This is a genomic window from Streptomyces sp. WMMB 322, assembly GCF_900090145.1.
Taxonomy (GTDB): Bacteria; Actinomycetota; Actinomycetes; order Streptomycetales; family Streptomycetaceae; genus Streptomyces.
Map to the genome: position 1 here is coordinate 136,002 of NZ_FMHI01000021.1, position 16,938 is coordinate 152,939.

The 16,938-nt window shown below is 70.3% G+C and carries 13 protein-coding genes and 1 other RNA gene; 6 read left to right on the forward strand and 8 right to left on the reverse strand.

From position 1 onward, the window contains the following. Positions 1–15 precede the first annotated feature (15 nt). The 3 genes from H180DRAFT_RS25975 to rnpB all read left to right on the forward strand — a co-directional run bounded on the left by H180DRAFT_RS25975 (position 16) and on the right by rnpB (position 2,732). A complete protein-coding gene (locus H180DRAFT_RS25975) occupies positions 16–813 on the forward strand; it encodes an SDR family oxidoreductase (RefSeq protein ID WP_055488580.1) in 798 nt (265 codons plus the stop codon). A gap of 193 nt (positions 814–1,006) precedes the next feature. Further along, positions 1,007–2,281, forward strand: a complete 1,275-nt coding sequence (locus H180DRAFT_RS25980) for a lactate 2-monooxygenase (protein ID WP_079100416.1) — start codon at positions 1,007–1,009, stop codon at positions 2,279–2,281. Positions 2,282–2,310: 29 nt separating this feature from the next. Then, positions 2,311–2,732: RNase P RNA component class A (rnpB, locus tag H180DRAFT_RS25985), an RNA gene on the forward strand. A 191-nt stretch (positions 2,733–2,923) separates the two neighbouring features. On the opposite strand, the gene H180DRAFT_RS25990 is transcribed toward rnpB, so the two are convergent. After that, positions 2,924–4,138, reverse strand: coding sequence for an MFS transporter (locus tag H180DRAFT_RS25990; protein WP_055488581.1), 1,215 nt, complete (start codon positions 4,136–4,138; stop codon positions 2,924–2,926). Between the two features lie 30 nt (positions 4,139–4,168). Here H180DRAFT_RS25990 and H180DRAFT_RS25995 point away from each other — a divergent pair, with 30 nt between their 5' ends. After that, positions 4,169–5,254, forward strand: a complete 1,086-nt coding sequence (locus H180DRAFT_RS25995; protein WP_199822517.1) for a LacI family DNA-binding transcriptional regulator — start codon at positions 4,169–4,171, stop codon at positions 5,252–5,254. Between the two features lie 46 nt (positions 5,255–5,300). On the opposite strand, the gene H180DRAFT_RS29380 is transcribed toward H180DRAFT_RS25995, so the two are convergent. The 5 genes from H180DRAFT_RS29380 to H180DRAFT_RS26015 all read right to left on the reverse strand — a co-directional run bounded on the left by H180DRAFT_RS29380 (position 5,301) and on the right by H180DRAFT_RS26015 (position 13,466). Continuing rightward, positions 5,301–5,516 (reverse strand): hypothetical protein, encoded by a 216-nt coding sequence (locus tag H180DRAFT_RS29380; protein WP_055488582.1) that lies wholly within the window; start codon positions 5,514–5,516, stop codon positions 5,301–5,303. 152 nt (positions 5,517–5,668) lie between these two features. Further along, positions 5,669–10,375 carry a type I polyketide synthase gene (locus H180DRAFT_RS26005; RefSeq protein ID WP_074467002.1) on the reverse strand — a complete coding sequence of 1,569 codons (4,707 nt, stop codon included), beginning with the start codon at positions 10,373–10,375 and terminating at the stop codon, positions 5,669–5,671. 740 nt (positions 10,376–11,115) lie between these two features. Beyond that, the gene (locus tag H180DRAFT_RS26010; RefSeq protein WP_055488583.1) at positions 11,116–12,378 is read right to left on the reverse strand and encodes a beta-ketoacyl-[acyl-carrier-protein] synthase family protein; all 1,263 of its coding nucleotides are present in this window, start codon (positions 12,376–12,378) and stop codon (positions 11,116–11,118) included. A gap of 141 nt (positions 12,379–12,519) precedes the next feature. Then, positions 12,520–12,654, reverse strand: coding sequence for a hypothetical protein (locus H180DRAFT_RS30850; protein ID WP_302622459.1), 135 nt, complete (start codon positions 12,652–12,654; stop codon positions 12,520–12,522). After that, on the reverse strand, positions 12,651–13,466 hold the full coding sequence (locus H180DRAFT_RS26015) for an IclR family transcriptional regulator (protein ID WP_074467003.1): 816 nt from the start codon (positions 13,464–13,466) through the stop codon (positions 12,651–12,653). The genes H180DRAFT_RS30850 and H180DRAFT_RS26015 overlap by 4 nt, the downstream gene beginning before the upstream one ends. Before the next feature lie 711 nt (positions 13,467–14,177). Between H180DRAFT_RS26015 and H180DRAFT_RS26020 the strand changes: the two genes are divergently transcribed. Further along, on the forward strand, positions 14,178–14,900 hold the full coding sequence (locus H180DRAFT_RS26020) for a TetR/AcrR family transcriptional regulator (RefSeq protein ID WP_055488585.1): 723 nt from the start codon (positions 14,178–14,180) through the stop codon (positions 14,898–14,900). Between the two features lie 159 nt (positions 14,901–15,059). Next, positions 15,060–15,455 carry a nitroreductase/quinone reductase family protein gene (locus H180DRAFT_RS26025; RefSeq protein ID WP_055488586.1) on the forward strand — a complete coding sequence of 132 codons (396 nt, stop codon included), beginning with the start codon at positions 15,060–15,062 and terminating at the stop codon, positions 15,453–15,455. A gap of 29 nt (positions 15,456–15,484) precedes the next feature. Here H180DRAFT_RS26025 and H180DRAFT_RS26030 read toward each other — a convergent pair whose 3' ends face one another. Continuing rightward, the gene (locus H180DRAFT_RS26030; RefSeq protein WP_139151446.1) at positions 15,485–16,120 is read right to left on the reverse strand and encodes a hypothetical protein; all 636 of its coding nucleotides are present in this window, start codon (positions 16,118–16,120) and stop codon (positions 15,485–15,487) included. A 586-nt stretch (positions 16,121–16,706) separates the two neighbouring features. After that, the coding region (locus tag H180DRAFT_RS26035; protein ID WP_139151447.1) for a zinc ribbon domain-containing protein at positions 16,707–16,938 on the reverse strand (232 nt) is incomplete at its 5' end.

Below are 16,938 nucleotides of genomic sequence, written 5' to 3' on the forward strand. Positions count from 1 at the left end.
CGTACCCTGCCGCCCATGACGAACGACGAGACGACGCGGGCGGGGCGGCCCGCGCAGGGGCCGCGGACGGCGCTCGTGACCGGTGCCGGCTCCGGCATCGGACGGGCCGTTGCCCTGGAACTGGCCGCCGCGGGCTGGCCGGTCACGCTCGCGGGGCGGCGGGCCGGGCAGCTGGAGGAGACGGCGCGGCTGATCGGGGCAAGGGCGGGAGCGGCCGGCGCCGATGTCGTCCCGACGGACGTGACGGACCCGGAGGCGGTCGCAGCCCTGTTCGACTCCGTGCGGGAGAGCAGGGGCCGGCTCGACCTGCTCTTCAACAACGCCGGGGCCTTCGGCCCGGCGGTGCCGCTGGAGGAGCTGTCGCCGCAGCAGTGGCAAGGCGTCGTCGACGTCAATCTGACGGGTGCCTTCCTCTGCGCGCAGGCGGCGTTCCGGCTGATGAAGGATCAGCGTCCGCAGGGCGGGCGGATCATCAACAACGGCTCGGTCTCGGCGCATGCTCCGCGCCCGGGTTCCATCGCGTACACGGCGACCAAGCACGCGGTGACGGGGCTGACCAAGTCCCTGTCGCTGGACGGCCGTCCGTACGGCATCGCCTGCGGCCAGATCGACGTCGGCAACGCCGCCACCGAGATGACGGCACGCATGCAGCAGGGCGTGCCGCAGGCGGACGGCAGCACGAGGGCGGAACCGGTGATGGACGCGGGGGACGTCGCCCGCACCGTCGTGCACATGGCCGGGCTGCCGCTGGAGGCGAACGTGCAGTTCGCGACGGTGATGGCGACGGCGATGCCGTTCATCGGGCGTGGCTGACGGTCCGTCCGCCGGGCACCCCGGGAGCAGGCACCCGCGAGCACACCGGGGGGCGGCGGCGGGGCCTCTGCGGGCCCGGGCCGGCGAGCGGGCCGCCGGCGGACGGAGGGTAGCCGCAGACGCCCTGCACAGCGCAGACTCAAGGACCGGCAGAGGGTCGGCAGAGAGCCGGCGGAGAGAAGGGGATACCGCGATGAGTGAGGCGTCCGGGACGTCCGGGGCCGATGCGGCCGGGGCGGCAACCGAATCGACCGGGACGACGGGAGCGGCCGGAGCGCCCGGAGCCGCGGAGGCGCCCCCGGGACCGGGCTTCGGCAACTACCAGAACGACATCTATCTGAACGGCCTCGACAACCGGCTGCCGCCGTTCACCACCGACCTCACCCTCCTCGGCTCGTCCGCGCGCGAACACCTCGACCCGGGCGCCTTCGGCTATCTCGCCGGAGCCGCCGGCTCCGGCGCCACCCACCGCGCCAACCGCGCCGCCTTCGAGCGGCACCGCCTCGTCCCGCGCATGCTGCGCGGCCCTCAGGGACGCGACCTGAGCACGACCGTGCTGGGCACCCGCGTGCCCGCGCCGGTGATGCTGGCACCGGTCGGCGTCCAGTCGATCATCCACCCCGACGGAGAGCTGGCCACGGCCCGCGCCGCGGCCGCCCTAGGCATCCCGATGGTGCTCTCCACCGCCTCCTCGCACACCATCGAGCAGGTCGCGGAAGCTCACGGCGCGGGCAACCCGCGCTGGTTCCAGCTGTACTGGCCCAACGACGACGACGTGTGCGTCAGCATCCTGGAACGCGCCCGCAAGGCCGGGTTCACGACCCTCGTCGTCACCCTCGACACCTGGACGCTCGCCTGGCGCCCGCAGGACCTCGACCAGTCGTATCTGCCCTTCATCCGCGGCATCGGCACCGCGATCCCCTTCTCCGACCCCGCCTTCCGCGCCGGCCTCGAGAAGCCGCCGGAGGACGAGCTGATCCCGGCGGTGCTGCGCTGGGTGCCGATGTTCACGGGCACCGACCACTCCTGGGACCAACTGCCGTTCCTGCGGGAGCACTGGGACGGGCCGATCGTGCTGAAGGGCGTACTCCATCCCGACGACGCCCGCAGGGCGGCCGACGCGGGCATGGACGGCATCGTCGTCTCCAACCACGGCGGACGTCAGGTCGACGGCGCGATCGCGTCCCTGGACGCCCTCCCTCCGATCGTCGAGGCGGTGGGCGACCGCCTCGAGGTCCTCTTCGACTCCGGTGTGCGCACCGGCTCGGACGTCCTAAAGGCGCTCGCTCTCGGTGCGCGCGCCGTTCTCGTCGGCCGCCCCTTCGCGTACGGGCTGGCGCACGGCGGCGAGGAGGGGGTGCTGCACGTGCTGCGCAGCCTGCTCGCCGATCTGGACCTCACGCTGGGCCTCTCGGGCCACCGCACACCCGCCGATCTCTCTCCGGACTCGCTGCAGAGCGGTACGTGAGCCGCGGCTATCATTGGACGTGCGGCGGACGAGCCGGCCGGGCGGCCGCGGCGGGGCCCGGGCCGAAGGGCCCGCACTCGTCGAGGAACGTCCGGGCTCCACAGGGCAGGATGGTGGGTAACGCCCACCCGGGGTGACCCGCGGGAAAGTGCCACAGAAAACAGACCGCCGGGACCGCACGCGAGTGACGGCCCCGGTAAGGGTGAAACGGCGGTGTAAGAGACCACCAGCGCCCAGGGTGACCTGGGCGGCTCGGCAAACCCCATCCGGAGCAAGGTCAAGAGGGGCCGTCGGACGACGGCCCTGCGCGGACGACCGAGGGCTGCCCGCCCGAGTCCGCGGGTGGACCGCACGAGGCCGGCGGTGACGCCGGTCCCAGATGGATGGCCGCCTCCCCCGGCGCCGCAAGGCTCCGGGGAGACAGAACCCGGCGTACAGGCCGGCTCGTCCGCCGCACCGTCAGAACCGTCGGCTCCCTTGGGCCGGAGACAGTGTTCCTCCGGACGGGTGTTCCTGCGTTCGCGTCGGGCAGACAACCCGTTCTCAGGCCCGGCCCCCTCACGCCACCTCGACCGTCCCGGCTCGCTGCTTCCCGGCTCGTCGAAGATCGGCCCCCTCGAGCACTTGGGCCGCTGAGCCCGTTCATCCGGGAGGTACGGGGCTGGCCCTCTTGCTTGTCGGCCAGGGAACCCGGAAGGCCGCGGAGCGCCGGACGACGACAACGGCGGCCAAGCCGCATGCGGCCGCGGTGGCGATCGCGACGGGCAGGGCACCGCGGTCAAGGAAGACGCCTCCGACCCCGGCTCCGAGGGCGATGCCGACCTGGAACGCGACGATGTACACAGCGGACGCGAGGTCTTGCTGACGGGCAGCGGTGCGCAGGACCGCGGCCTGCAGCACCACGGCCACGCCGGCGGCGGGCACGGCCCACAGCACGACGGCGACTCCCGCGACGGAGGCGGAGTCCGGGCCGATGACCAGCAGCGTGAGCATGCACGCCGCGAGGCCACCGGTCACGACCAGAGCGGTGCCCTGCGGACGGCTGTCCACCTGCCGGCCGAACAGCACCAGGCCGAGCAGTCCTGCCGCCCCGTGCGCGAGCAGGAGGGTCGAGGTTGCGGGGCCGGTGAAGTGAACGTAGTCGGCGACGATCACGGTGATGTAGGTGAACGCCGCGAAATGGCCTGTCACCAGAATCAGCGTCACCAGGTTGACGGGGGCGAGAGAGCGATCGGTGACGACGCGTCGGATCTCTGACGGCCTTCGCCGCGACGACGAATGCTCCGAGGGCAGGGGACCGATCGTGAGACGTATCGCCACTGCGCATATCGCCGCGGCGCCGGCCACGGCGAGGACGGTGGGCCGCCAGCCGATGGTCGCACCGAGCCATGAACTCAGCGGGATCCCGACGAGGAAGGCGAGCGAGTTCCCGGCGAAGACCACTGCGGTGGCACGGCCACCCCGCTCCTGCCCGAGCAGGCGTGCGGCCACCGGCGCGACGACCGACCAGAACACCCCGTGGCCGACCGCCGAGACCGTCCGGGCGACCACCGCGACGCCGTAACCGGGAGCCGCGACCAGCACCAGGTTGGAGACCATGATCGCAGCCACCGTCAACAGGGCGGTCGTACGGCGGTCCCAGTGAGCCGTCATGGCCACCAGCGGGACCACCGTGACCGCGACGACGACCGCGTACCCCGTGACCAGCAGGCCGATGGCCGAGCCGGACACGTCGAAGCTGGACGCGAGTTGAGGCAGCAGGGCGACCGGCAGGTACTCCGATGTCACGGACACGAAGCAAGCGGCACTGAGCACGCCCAGGGCGGCCCCCGTCCTGGACAACCTCACAGCGCGCATTGTGTAACGATACACAGATAGGCTTGGCTCATGTCCAGCCCCGGGTCGTCGCGCGTCACCATGGCCGAGGTGGCGCGCCGCTGCGGTGTCTCACCGATGACGGTTTCGTACTGCTACAACCAGCCGGACCGGGTCGCCGCGGACACCTTGCGCCGGGTCAGGGAAGTCGCCGCCGAGCTGGGCTACCGCGGGCCGGACCCGACAGCGCGGTCACTGCGCCGCCGCCACAACGCCGCGATCGGTGTCGTGCTCGGCGAGCACCTCGCCTACGCCTTCGAGGACCCGCAGGCCCGCCGCTTCCTGGCCGGCGTCGCCGAAGTCTGCCGGGAGCGCGGCAGCGGACTGAACCTCATTCCCACCACGGGTGAGGACAAGGACGTCGACCGGGTGAGATCGGCCTCGGTCGACGGCTACATCGTCTGGACGACGGTCGACTCAGACCCCGTGCTCGGCGTACTGAGCGGGCTCGACAAGCCGGTCGCCGTGCACGGAGGCCCCGCGGTCCCGGGTGCGCAGGTGGTCAGCATCGACAACCGGGCCTCCGCCCGCGAGCTCGCGGCGCGCACCTTCCCCGGAGCCCGCCGTCCGACTGTGCTCAGCTTCCCCTTCGGACGGGACCGCAGGCCGCGGCTGGAGAGCGGGCCGGACCCCGAAAGCGTCGACTTCCCCGTCACGCGGGACCGGCTCCTCGGCATCTACGACCACTGCGAGGAAGCGGGCTTGGATCCGCGGTGTCTGCCTGTCGCGGTCGTGGCCCGCAACGACCGCCCCGACGCCACGGCCATGGCCGAGGTGCTGTTCGACTCCTGCGACACCGACGCGGTCATCGCGATGAGCGACCAGCTTGCCTTCGCCGTCCTCGGAATCGCACGCCGCCGAGGACTCCGCATCCCCGATGACCTCGCGATCGGCGGTTGGGACGACGACCCGGACGCGGAAGAAGAAGGTCTCACCACGATCGCCCAGTCGCTGTTCGAGCAGGGCCGGACCTGTGCCTTGATCGCGCTCGGCGATCGCGGGCCGAACGCCGGCGCGGCATGGACCGCGACCGTGCGAACAAGCACGAGAGGAACAGGAGGAGCAGGAGGAACGAGGGCAAGGGGCCCCGCGACCTGACCGTTCCACGGGCCGGGCCGGCCTCACCCGGAAACGGGACGTCGACTCACGAACCGGCCTCTTGCGGATCCAGGAGTTCGACCCCCAGTGGCCATCCCGCTCGCGAAACGGCGACGTCGGAGTTCAGCTGTGCGGAGACCTCCATCGGTGCCGTGATGACGTCCAGGAACATCTCGTGCGTGGTCGGCAGCGCGGGCATGTGCTCGGTTGTCGCCGGCCGGCTGCTGCGTGAGGGAAGGGTGCGAGGGGTGGGGGCGGTCATGGGCTCGCCTCCGCATCGGTGTCTCAGGCGGACGGGTCGGGACCTCGCCGGCCGAGGGCATGCACCGCCCCGGCACGGCGGACACGGACCGGGGAACCCGGACGGAGCGGAGGAACCGAGTCCCTTCACTCCGTCCAGGTCCCGCGCGGGGGTCAGGACAGCTTGGCGAGTTCCTCGGCGAGGACCTCGACTGTCGTGACGATCTGCTTCTCGGTGTGCTCGGAAGTGATGAAGAACCGCAGTCGTGTGAGGCGCTCCTCCACCGCCGGGTGCAGGATCGGGTTGGCACTGACACCCCGGTCGTAGAGACGGTCGGCGAGTTGCAGCGCCTTGAGGGAGTCACCGGTGATGGCGGGCACGATCGGGGTGTTCTCACTGGTGCCGACGTCCACCCCCGCCTCGCCCGCGAGCCTCAGGAACGCCTCGGCGTTGTCGTGCAGCCTGGCGATGCGCTCGGGTTCCTCGCGCATCAGCCGCAGCGCCTCCACCGCCGCGGCGGTGGAGGCCGGGGGCAGCCCCGCGCTGAAGACGAATCCGGGGAGCGTGTACCGGAAGTGCTCGATGAGTTCGCGCCGGCCGGCGACGTAACCGCCGCAACTGGCCAACGACTTGGAGAGCGTCCCCATCCAGACGTCCACGTCTTCGGGGTTGACCCCGGAGAACTCCGCCATGCCACCGCCGGTCTTGCCCATGACGCCGATGCTGTGCGCTTCGTCGATCATCAGCAGGGCACCGTGCTTCTCCTTGACGGTGATCAGAGCGGGCAGGTCGGCCGTGTCGCCGTCCATGCTGTAGACCCCCTCAACGACGATCAGGACGCGGCGGTACCGGTGGCGCACCTCGCTGAGGATCCGGTCCAGGGCAGCGAGGTCGTTGTGCGGGAACGGCTGGCGCGCAGCCCCCGACTGCCGGCAGCCCTGAAGGATGCTGTCGTGGGCCAGGGAGTCGTGGAGGATGAGATCCTCGGGGCCCGTCAAGTGGCCGATGACGGTGACGTTGGTGGCGTGACCGCTGACAAGGCTCACCGCGTCCTGGGCTCCGATGAGTTCGGCCAGTCCCCGGTCGAGCTCGTCGTGCACGGGCCGGTTGCCGGACAGGATCCGGGCGGCGGACACCGAGGACCCGTAACGCTCAACGGCCTCATGGACGGCCTTCGCCACCTGCGGGTGCCCGGACAGGCCCAGGTAGTTGTAGCTGGAGAAGGAGATCAACTCGCGGTCTCCGACCCGGGTGGTGTCGCGGATGTTGCCCTCGTGCTGCAAGAAGTACGGGTTGTGCGTGCTGGCCGAAGCGATGGTGCGCGCACGCTCCTGGGATGCCACGACCTCCGGGAACAGGCGGACGTCGGCGTTCTCCCGGCGGTCGGAGGCGGTACGTTCCGGCTCACCGGCGCCGGCCTGCGCGCTGGACGCGGGTGGCGTCACCGTGCCCTGCACCGGAAGTGCCGTCGGCCGCTCCGCCCCGAGCCGCTTCTGGACGATGCCGACCAGTGAGCCGACGTCGGCGCTCTCGATGATCTCGGCGACGCTGACCTCGAGCCCGGGCCACTGCTTGCGCAGCCGGACCGCGAGTTCGCCGAGCATGAGGGAGTCGAAGCCGAGATCCGTGGTGAAGGCGTGCCCGGCACGCAGGAAGTCCTCGGAGTACGCGCTGACGTTCGCAATGGAGGACAGCACGACGGCTTCCACTTCCTGGGCGGTGTCCGCCGCGCCCGGTGCCGGTGTGGCGCCCGCAGCCGGGAGCCGGTCGGCGCCGGAGTCCTGCGCCGCCGCCTCGGCCCGCTGCTGCGCGGGCACTTCGGCGGTGGGACGGGGGCCCGGGGCGGGGAGCTCCCGGGCAGCAGGGTCGACGGACTGCAGCAGCGCGACTTGCGCGTGCAGGAACTCGACGAGACCGCTCATGTTCGGCTCTCCAAACTGATGCGTGGGGACGGGGGAAGGAAGGGCGGTTCCGGGGCCGGAAGCCGCGTCCTGGCTGAGGCCCGTTGCCGGAGAAGGCGCTGCCGTGGTGGGTGGTACGGACGGGCGTGCGGGCTTGGGCTTGCGGCCCGTACCGGTGAGGACGCTGTAGACCTCCGTCTCCAGCGGCGACGGAGGCAGCGGCAGCAGCTCGGCGCCGGCGGGAAAGAGGGCCGACGGCTCGACGGGAACCCCCGCGACCGCGAGCCGGGCGAGGACGGTGAGGAAGGCCCGTCCGCCGTTGGCCCGGCCGTTGGTCACGGCCAGCAGGTCCAGTCCGGCACCGGCTTCGCTGCGGCGGGCCATCTGCAGCAAGTTGTCGCCGCCGTAGAGCTGGACGAGGAATCGCGCACCGCCCTCGGCAACCGAGCGGACGGCATCGACGAAGCGCACGGGGTCGACGTGGTGGCGCGCCCACAGGTGCTTGACCTCCTGTGGTTCCGTGCACGGGCGGCCGCTGACGCTGGAGACGAAGGTCTGCGTGGGGGTGGTCAGGGGAAGCTCGGCGACGAGCCGGTCCATCGCCTCGTCCGCCGCGGCCACCATGGGCGAGTGGAAGGCGTGAGAGACCTCCAGCCGCGCGGAGGTGACGTCGTGCCGAGTGCAGTGCTCACGCAGGGCGTCGACTGCCTCGCTGCTTCCACTGACGACGAGTTGGCCCTCGTGGTTGTAGCAAGCGGGCCACACACCCTCCACTGCCGCGGCGAGTTGTTCCGCCTCTGCGACCGGCGCCTGCACGGCGAGCATGGCGCCCGCGCCGGGTGCGACCGTCTCGGCGAGGGCCGAGCCCCGCCGGGCCATGAAGGGAACCGCGTCCGTCGGGTCGAACACGCCGGCCGCCGCTGCGGCCGGGAATTCGCCGACGCTGTGCCCGACGGAGACATCGGGCCGCACTCCGAAGGCGGCCAGCATCTCCACGATGCTCAGACCGGAGAGACCGAGGGCCGGCTGGCACCGGTCGGTCACCGTCAACGCTGCTTGTGCCTCTTCGTCGTCTTGGTCCCGGCCCCACAGCAAGTCCGGGAGTTCCTGGGCGAGTTCCCCGGACACTTCGGCAGCCGCTTCGGTCAGTTCGGCGGCGGTTTCGGCCATCGAGGGGAAGCGGCGCACAAGTTCGGCAAGCATGCCGGGGGTCTGCGTGCCCTGACCGGGAAAGGCGAAGGCGATCTTGCGGTCCTGGGGCGGCAGGGGCTCGGCCGCCGCGTGTACCCCGTCGGCCGGCACTCCGACCCGTCCCTCCGCCAGGTGCCGGGCGGCCAGTTCGAGGCGGTTCAGGAGTTCCTCGCGAGAGGCGGCCACGACGGCCAGGCGGGCGGTGAGCAGCGTACGGGAGGCGAGAGTGCGGGCGACGGCGGCGGGTGCGACATCGGCGTTGTCCAGGACGTACCGGTGGATCTCCTCAGCGTGGCGGGCCAGTTGCCGAACCGACCCGGCGGACAGCAGGAAGAGCCAGGGCTGGTCCCCGGTTTCCTCGGTGGACTGCCGTACCGACCGACCGTCTGCGGGAGCCGGTCCGCGAGTGCGACCGGGTGGCGCGCTCTCCAGGACGGCGTGCACGTTCGTACCGCCGAAGCCGAACGAGCTGACTCCCGCCCGGCGCACCTCCCGGTGCGGCCACGGCAGCTGCTCCGTGGTCATACGCAACTCCGCCGCCTCCAGCTCCAGTTCGCTGCTGACGCGCGTCTCCGCGGGCTGCGGGGGTACGACACCGTGGTGGACGGCGAGCGCCGCCTTCACCAGGCCGGCGGCACCGGCACCCGAGAGCGTGTGGCCGATGAGTGCCTTGGAGGAGGACACGTAGCACGGCCGGACCTGTTCCTCCCCGGCACGCAGCATCTGCAGCGCCTCCACCTCGGTCCGGTCGCCGACCGGGGTACCGGTGCCGTGGGCCTCCAGCAGATCGATGTCTCCGGGAACGACCCCGGCGTCCCGGTACGCCGCCCGGAGCGAGGCGAGCTGGCCCTGCGTCTGCGGGGTCATCGGACCGCCTCCGCGGCCGTCGTTGGCCATGCCCACACCTGAGATGACGGCGTAGACACGGTCACCCGCCGCCAGGGCGTCCTCCAGGGGGCGCAGCACCAGCGTCGCGCCGCCCTCCCCCAGGACGAAGCCGTCGGCGCGCTCGTCGAAGGGCCGGCACACTCCGTTCCGGGACAGCGCGCCGGCCCGGGAGAAGCCGACCATCCCGGCCGGGCTCAGACCGAGGTAGACGCCACCGACGACGGCGATCGAGCAGGCTCCTGAGCGCAGCGACCGGACGGCGGTGTCCAGAGCCACGAGCGCCGAGGAGCAGGCGGCATCGACGGAAAGGGAGGGCCCGCCGAGATCCAGGATCTCGCTGACCGTGGCGGGGACCATGATTGCCAGGGCTCCGGGAATGGTGAACGAGCTGAACGGCATCACCGAGGAGTCGCCGGCCTCCTCCAGTTCGGCGAGCAGCTCCGAGTCGCTGACGCCCTGGTGCATGGACCCGTCTGCGAGGAGACCGGCGGTGACGCGCGAGAAGCTGATGTCGCGGTGGTCCATGGACGCAACGCCGGCGAAGACTCCGGTCGCGGCCCGGTCGAAGCCCTCCCGCTCCCAGCCCGAGTCCTGCAACGCTTCCCGGGTAAGGTCCGTGAAGAGCTTCGCCTGAGGGTCCATGGTGCGCGCCCGGCGCGGTGGAATTCCGTAGTGTGCAGGCGCGAATTGGTCGACGTCCTCGAGGAAGGCTACTTGGTCCGTGTAAGCACTGTGCGGCTTCCGGAACTCGCCCGGCCGATACCATACAGAATGGTCCCACCGGCTTTCAGGCACTGTTCCGAACTGCGGTTCGGCGTTCACCAGGATCTTCCAGAAGTCACTGGGGTTGGACGCTCCGGGAAACCTGCAAGACATGCCGACGACCGCCAGCTGATCCATGTCCGGTACCTCTATCGACGTCGATTCTGCAGAGTGGCTCGGTACAAAGGGGCGAACGTTCGGAATCGCTTTTGCTGTCGCCCCGGTGGCGAACACGGCTCTCCCCTTCCGAGCTGTGGTCGCAATTTGTGGGTTCCGCCTTCTGACAACTACATCCAGAGCGTGGCCGGAGGACCGCCGGCCGGACAACCCGCTTTCTCAGCCAGTGAAAAGCGGGCTTTGAATTCACTGGGGATTAACTCGCGGAGTCACGGGGGAAGAGCCCGGACCGCTCGTATCCGGTGCTGCAGCAAGCAGGACCGGCCGCTGCCTCGGCCGGCCCCGGGGCGGTTGCGTGTGGATGGCCGGTTCTCATGGCGCGCGAGTCCGGTCCGGGCGAGGCCCTCGTCCACGAGGCCGGCACAGCGCCGGATCCGGCGAGAGCCGCGCTTGATGCGTTCGGATGCGGTCTCGCGGATGCTGAACGCGACGCTCCGCAGCAGGCCGCGCCGCAGGACGGCCAGATGTCTCCGGCAGAGTCGGGGGATGCGCCAATTCCCGGAACCAGGGGGCCTTGTGGACGTTCGATCACTGTCCCTGACCGGGCCGGTGTGCGCTGATCCTGCCGGCCGTGCGCAGCCGGGCCCTTGGCCTGCTCCTGCTCCTGCTCCTGCACCTGCACCTGCACCTGCTCCTGCTCGGCGAAGTGACCCGGCGCCGGCCCGCCCCGGGCGCAGCGCGGCCGGGCGGCCGGGCCGTGCTCAGACGGTGCGCAGTCCCACCACCACGTTGTGGCCGCCGAACCCGAAGGAGTTGTTCAGTGCGGCGATTCGTCCGACGGGCAAGGGGCGGGGCTCGCCGCGGACGATGTCGGCGTGGACGTCGGGGTCGAGATTGTCCACGTTGATCGTGGGCGGTGCGGTGCGGTGGTACAGGGCGAGGGCCGCGGCCACGGTTTCGACGCCACCGGCGCCGCCCAGCATGTGTCCGGTCATGGACTTCGTGGCAGACACGGCGAAGTGGTCGGCGTCGACCCCGAAAACATCCCGCATCGCCTTGACCTCGGCGACGTCACCCAGAGGCGTCGCGGTGGCGTGCGTGTTGACGTGCATGATCTCAGTGGGCTTGAGGTCGTTGGAGTCCAGCAGGTGCTGCAGGGCGGCGGCGATTCCACGGCCCGTCGGCTCGGGCTGGGCGATGTGGTGACTGTCGGCGGACAGACCTTGGCCCACCGCCTCCGCGTAGACGCGTGCCCCGCGCCGCTCGGCGTGTTCGGCGGACTCCAGTACGACGACGCCCGCGCCCTCGGCCATGACGAAGCCGTCGCGGTCGGTGTCGTACGGGCGGGACGCCGCCGGCGGATCGTCGTTGCGCTTGGATACGGCCGTCATGTTGCTGAACGAGGCCATGTTGAGGGAGCAGACCGCCGCGTCCGACCCACCCGCGACGACAAGGTCGGCGCGGCCGGTGCGGATCATGTCTATGCCGTAGCCGACGGCTTCGGCACCGGAGGCGCAGGCACTGGCCGTACTGTGCACGCCGGCACGGGCGTTGACGTCCAGACCGACGTCGGCCGACGGCGTGTTCGGCAGCAGCATCGGCATGGTGTGGGGGGACACCTGGCGGGCGCCCTGTTCCCTGAGGACCTCGTACTGCTCAAGCACCGAGGCCATGCCACCGACGGCGGACCCGATGACGACGCCGAGCCGGTCGGGATCAGCCGGAGACCCGGCGCCCGCCGGGCCGGTGAACCCGGCGTCGGCCCACGCCTCGCGCGCCGCGACCAGGGCGAGCTGTGCGCTGCGGTCGAGCCGGCGTGCCTGAGGCCGAGGTATGCGTTCCGCGGGCTCCACCGCGACCTCGGCGGCGATGCGCACAGGGCTGTCCTCGGCCCACTCATGGTCCAGCAGCCGGACGCCGGAGCGGCCGGCGAGCAGCGCCTCCCACGTGGACGCGGTGTCGCCGCCCAGCGGAGTGGTCGCTCCAAGACCGGTGATGACCACCGTACGGTTGATCGAGTTCACGGGATGACTCCAACTTCGCGTATCGATAAGGGAAAAGCGGCTGCGGATCGCATCCGATGCGATGTGGCCGACAGACGGGTCGACGGTTGGCGGCGGCGCTGTCGCCGATGGCCGCGCACTTGACTGTCTCCTTCGGGATGCTCACGCCGAACGACTCCTCGGCGGCCGGATCTCCGTCACTGCGAGCGGCTCGACATCAAGGTCGCCGGCGAAGGGCCTCTCGGCGAGGACGCTCCGGTCCGGCACCTCGTCGTTGTCCTTGACGAGGGCTCTCAACTTCTCCTGCCGTCCGGGGTCCGACGCCGCGAAGGGAACCTCACTCCTTGCAGCTTCGCGAGGTCTCGGGATATACGCCTGGTGGTTGCCAGCAGCGGCTTCACACCCTGATGCGGCGCCCCGTCCGCCGACGGACCGCACAGAGCGACACAGGCGACGTCGGTTCCACCACCGCCGTGAACGGGAGCTGCGACTCCCGACAGGTCGTCGCACGGCTCGCTGTCATCCACGGCGTACCCTCGTCGTTTCACTTCGTCGACGAGTTTGCGGAGAGGAAGCGAGCCGGTGACGGCCCTCCCCGTCACGGCCCGTGCGCCGCGCGAGTAGAGCTCACCCTGGATCTCCGGGTCGGCGTGGGCCAGCAGGACTTGCCCGGACGCCGACGCGTACAGCGGGAACCGGTTCCCTACGATGCACGAGCCGTCGTAGGGAACTCCGTCACCCCAGAGACTCTCCAGCCAGATTCCCTCGCCTTCCTCCCGTGGCGAGAGGAAGACCGATGAATTGGTTTCTTTTTGCAGTTCAAGCATGTGCGGCAGGGCGGCTGTACGGAACATCGAGAGCCTCGGAGCGAGCGAGGCCACTTCCCACAGGCGCAGTCCGATGCTGTATTTGTTGCCCGCTGCCCGCTCCAGCGCCCCCCACGACACCAGCTTTGAAACGAGGCGGTAGGCAGTCGCTACCGGCAGCCCCGACATACGGCTGATTTCACTTACGGTGAGAGCGGTGTTCCTGACATTGAAACACCCGAAGATCTTGAGGGTCCTGTCGACGACCGAACGATCTGCGTGATCGACAGATGATTTCTGCATCGAGTAGACGCACCCTTCCACATTCTGGCACACACGCGCACGGCTGAACCCGACGCCGCCCATTGGGTGCTGCAGGAGTTGATGCCTGCACTTGAGGGGTCAGAAACAGATTGCGAGGGCGTTCCGTTTCATGTCCGTTGGTCAGACGGTACGGGCCGGTCTGCCACTGCCCCGGGAATCGAAGAGAATCTTCCGATTTCGCGGCGCGGTCGGCTCTGTGTCTGCTTCCGACCAGGTCGGGCCGGGAATACACCCGGCGAGTTGCGCTTCGGTGGACGTCTTTGCAGCACGGCGGGGGCTCCTGGGACGCAGCGCCGGAGCGGTTGCGGTAAAGCCCGCACGGACCGCAGCGGTTGGCGTGATCGCCCACCGGGCGACCCGGCTGAGATCATCACAGTCCTCCTTTCTCCCCCGGCCTCCGGGACCCGGAGGCCGCTGCCGGACCAAGACGGTCCGGGGTCGGCATCTGCGGGACTGCCCGTGCCCGGGGTGCTCTACCCCCGAGAGCGGATCACCGCGCGGCAAGCGGGTCAGGGCCTGCGCAAGGCGGTACGAGGTGCGGTGTGTCCCGCGACGCTGCGGGCACCCGGCCTGAAAGCGAGTCAGATTCTCGATGTGGTCACAGCCCAGTGTGCCGTGAACACTGCTCTGAAACAAGGGTACTGCTCTCCTACTGGAACAGTGTTCACTGCACTGTGGAAGACTGATCACATGGAAGCCATCAAGGGAGCAAGAGAACGGGCCCGGGCCGAGATCACCTGCGCCATCAAGGCCCAGGCACGAGAGCAGCTCGCCGCCGACGGAGCCGCCAGGCTCTCGCTGCGCGCGGTCGCACGTGAGTTGGGCATGGTTCCCTCCGCCCTCTACCGCTACTTTCCCAGCAGGGACGATCTGCTCACGGCGCTCATCATCGACGCGTTCGAAGCGGTGGGCGAGGCCGCGGAGACGGCGTTGAAGGACAGCGGCAGCACCGATCTCATGCAGAGGTGGCTGGCCGTGTGCCGGGCCGTCCGACGCTGGGCCCTCGCCCACCCGCACGAGTACACACTGATCTACGGTGCGCCTGTCCCCGACTACCGCGCGCCCCAGGAGACCGTGAAGCCGGCCTCCCGGGTGGCACTGGTGCTGCTGTCGCTGGCCGAGTCCGCCCAGGCCGCCGACTCCCTGAGAACACCCGCCCAGGGGGCGCCTCCCGCCACGGTGCTGAACTCCCACGTCCTTGAGCTCACGCAGGAATCCGACCCCGCCGTCCCGGACCACGTACTGCCCTGGGTCGTCACCGCCTGGGCGCAGCTCTTCGGACTCATCAGCTTCGAGGTGTTCGGCCATTTCCAGCGAGTGGTCCAGGCGCCGGACGAGATGTTCGACCAGGCCGTCATCGCGCTGGCCCACCAGACCGGCCTGAAGTCCTCGAAGACCGGCGGCACAGCCTGACCAAGCCCTCGCGGCTCAGTGTCAACGCACGTGAGATGCCTGCCGAGAGGGGGCCGCGGGCCGCTGATGTGCCCGCGGCCGCCGACCGCAGGATCACGCAGCCATCCCTGACGGCCCGAATACGAGGCCAGGAACATCGACGGCAGACGGGAGCGACACATGCCACGCCACAGCGAGATCAAGCACCGGATCGTCACGTCGTTCCAGCGAAGGATCGTGAACCCGCTGACGGTCCGTCTGCCGACGCAGGTTCTCCTGGAGACCACCGGGCGGAATTCCGGGCTCCCCCGTCGGACGCCCGTCGGCGGGCGCCGCGTCGGCCGGGAGTTCTGGTTCGTTTCGGAGTACGGCGAGAAGTCCCAGTACGTGCGGAACATCAAGGCGGACCCGCGTGTCCGTGTCCGCATCAAGGGACGCTGGCACAGCGGCACAGCTCATCTGATCCCGCGTGACGACTCCCGTGCACGGCTGCGCACGCTGTCGCGTTTCAACAGCGCGGCGGTGCGGGCGCTCGGCACGCACCTGCTGACAATCAGGGTCGATCTCACGGACTGACCCGGTCGCAGCGCGAGTTGCCACGCGTCCTACGCAGTCCCGGCCGGCGAGCGGCCGGCGAGGAAGCCCGCACGCGTGTCCGGCCGGGACTGCTCGATCAGGCCGTGCAGGGCCCGCAGTTCGCCCTCAGGTGGCACCCCCCGAGACGGGTCCAGCTCGTCGCGCAGACCCGCCATGGCACCGTGCAGTGCCCGCATGGCGCCGGTACCCGCTCCCCGGCTCGCGTCCCTCCCGCTCGCTCCGAGCTGCTCCTGGGCGCGGCGCCCGGCTCGCTCTCCTTCCGGGCCGTCCGCGAGGTACGGGTACAGCTCGTTCGCCACGCGTCCGGCCTCTCGCAGAAGTTCGCCGGCCTCCGCCGCGCGCCGGGCATCACGCCGGGCGTTGTCCCGGACCACGATCACGGTGCACACGAAGACGAGCGCGGCTCCCGCCGTCCCGAAGTGGAGAGGCCACACCTCGTTGCCGCCGACATGTCCGGTGCCGCCCAGCACGAGCGTGCCGAGAAGGAGCACCGCACACACCCCGCCGTTGGCGGCCAGGCTCTGCCTGCTGACCTCACTCCGGACGCCGTAACGGCGCGGGAGGAGAAAGGACGCGGCGACGGTCAACGGCATGACGATCACCAGCGGCGTGAGCACAGAGGCCACACCGGCAAGAGGCAACACGCGACAACTTCCTTTCACCGAACGGGTCAGCCGGTCTTCCTCAGGCGGGACGCAGTCATGAGTACGGCCGGGCACCTGGACCGCTCCCAGGTGTTTTCACCGAGCGGCGCGGACGTGTGGCGATCCGCCGCCGATGCCCGCGTGACGAGGAATCCTCCAACTCCCGCACGGGGTTCCCGGCAGAAGGATGCCGGGGTTCGTCTCCGTCCCGCGGGGGATACGCCGCGGCCGGCACCGGAGCTCTACAACTGCGCCCCGTTCTCGACATTCTCGACTCCGTTCGACCGGCCGGTCCTTGTCCGTGCTCAACGGCCCGACGTCCCCGGTTCCGCGCTGCGAACTCCACGGCGGCCAGACGGTGTTGAAGACGGTCGGGGAGGAAGTACCGGGCGCCGTCCCGGAGATCCTTGCAGAGTGCGCGCCGCCTCCGGCCGCCGCGGCCCGCACGCACTGGAAGCCGAACAGCCGCGACCCGGAGTTCCCGCCGGCGGAAACGCTGTGTCAACTTGACCCGGCTCTAAAGGGCCGGGTTTGGAGGTAGTGCCCAGCTGGCTGCTGGGGTGGACTCCTCCGTCCAGACACCCCGTTATGGGGTGGCAGGGACGCGTGACTCACGCCCCGCATTCCACACGCTCTCGCCACGGGTGGCGATGTTGTGGGAAGCATTCCGGTCGGCGTGGGCAACGACCCCGCACCCTCGGCAGATGAATAGCCCCTGGTCGATACGGTTGCGTTTGTCGACGTGGCCGCACTCGGCGCACGTCTGCGACGTGTACGCGGGATCAACGAAGACCAGGGGCACACCGGCCCGCTTGGCC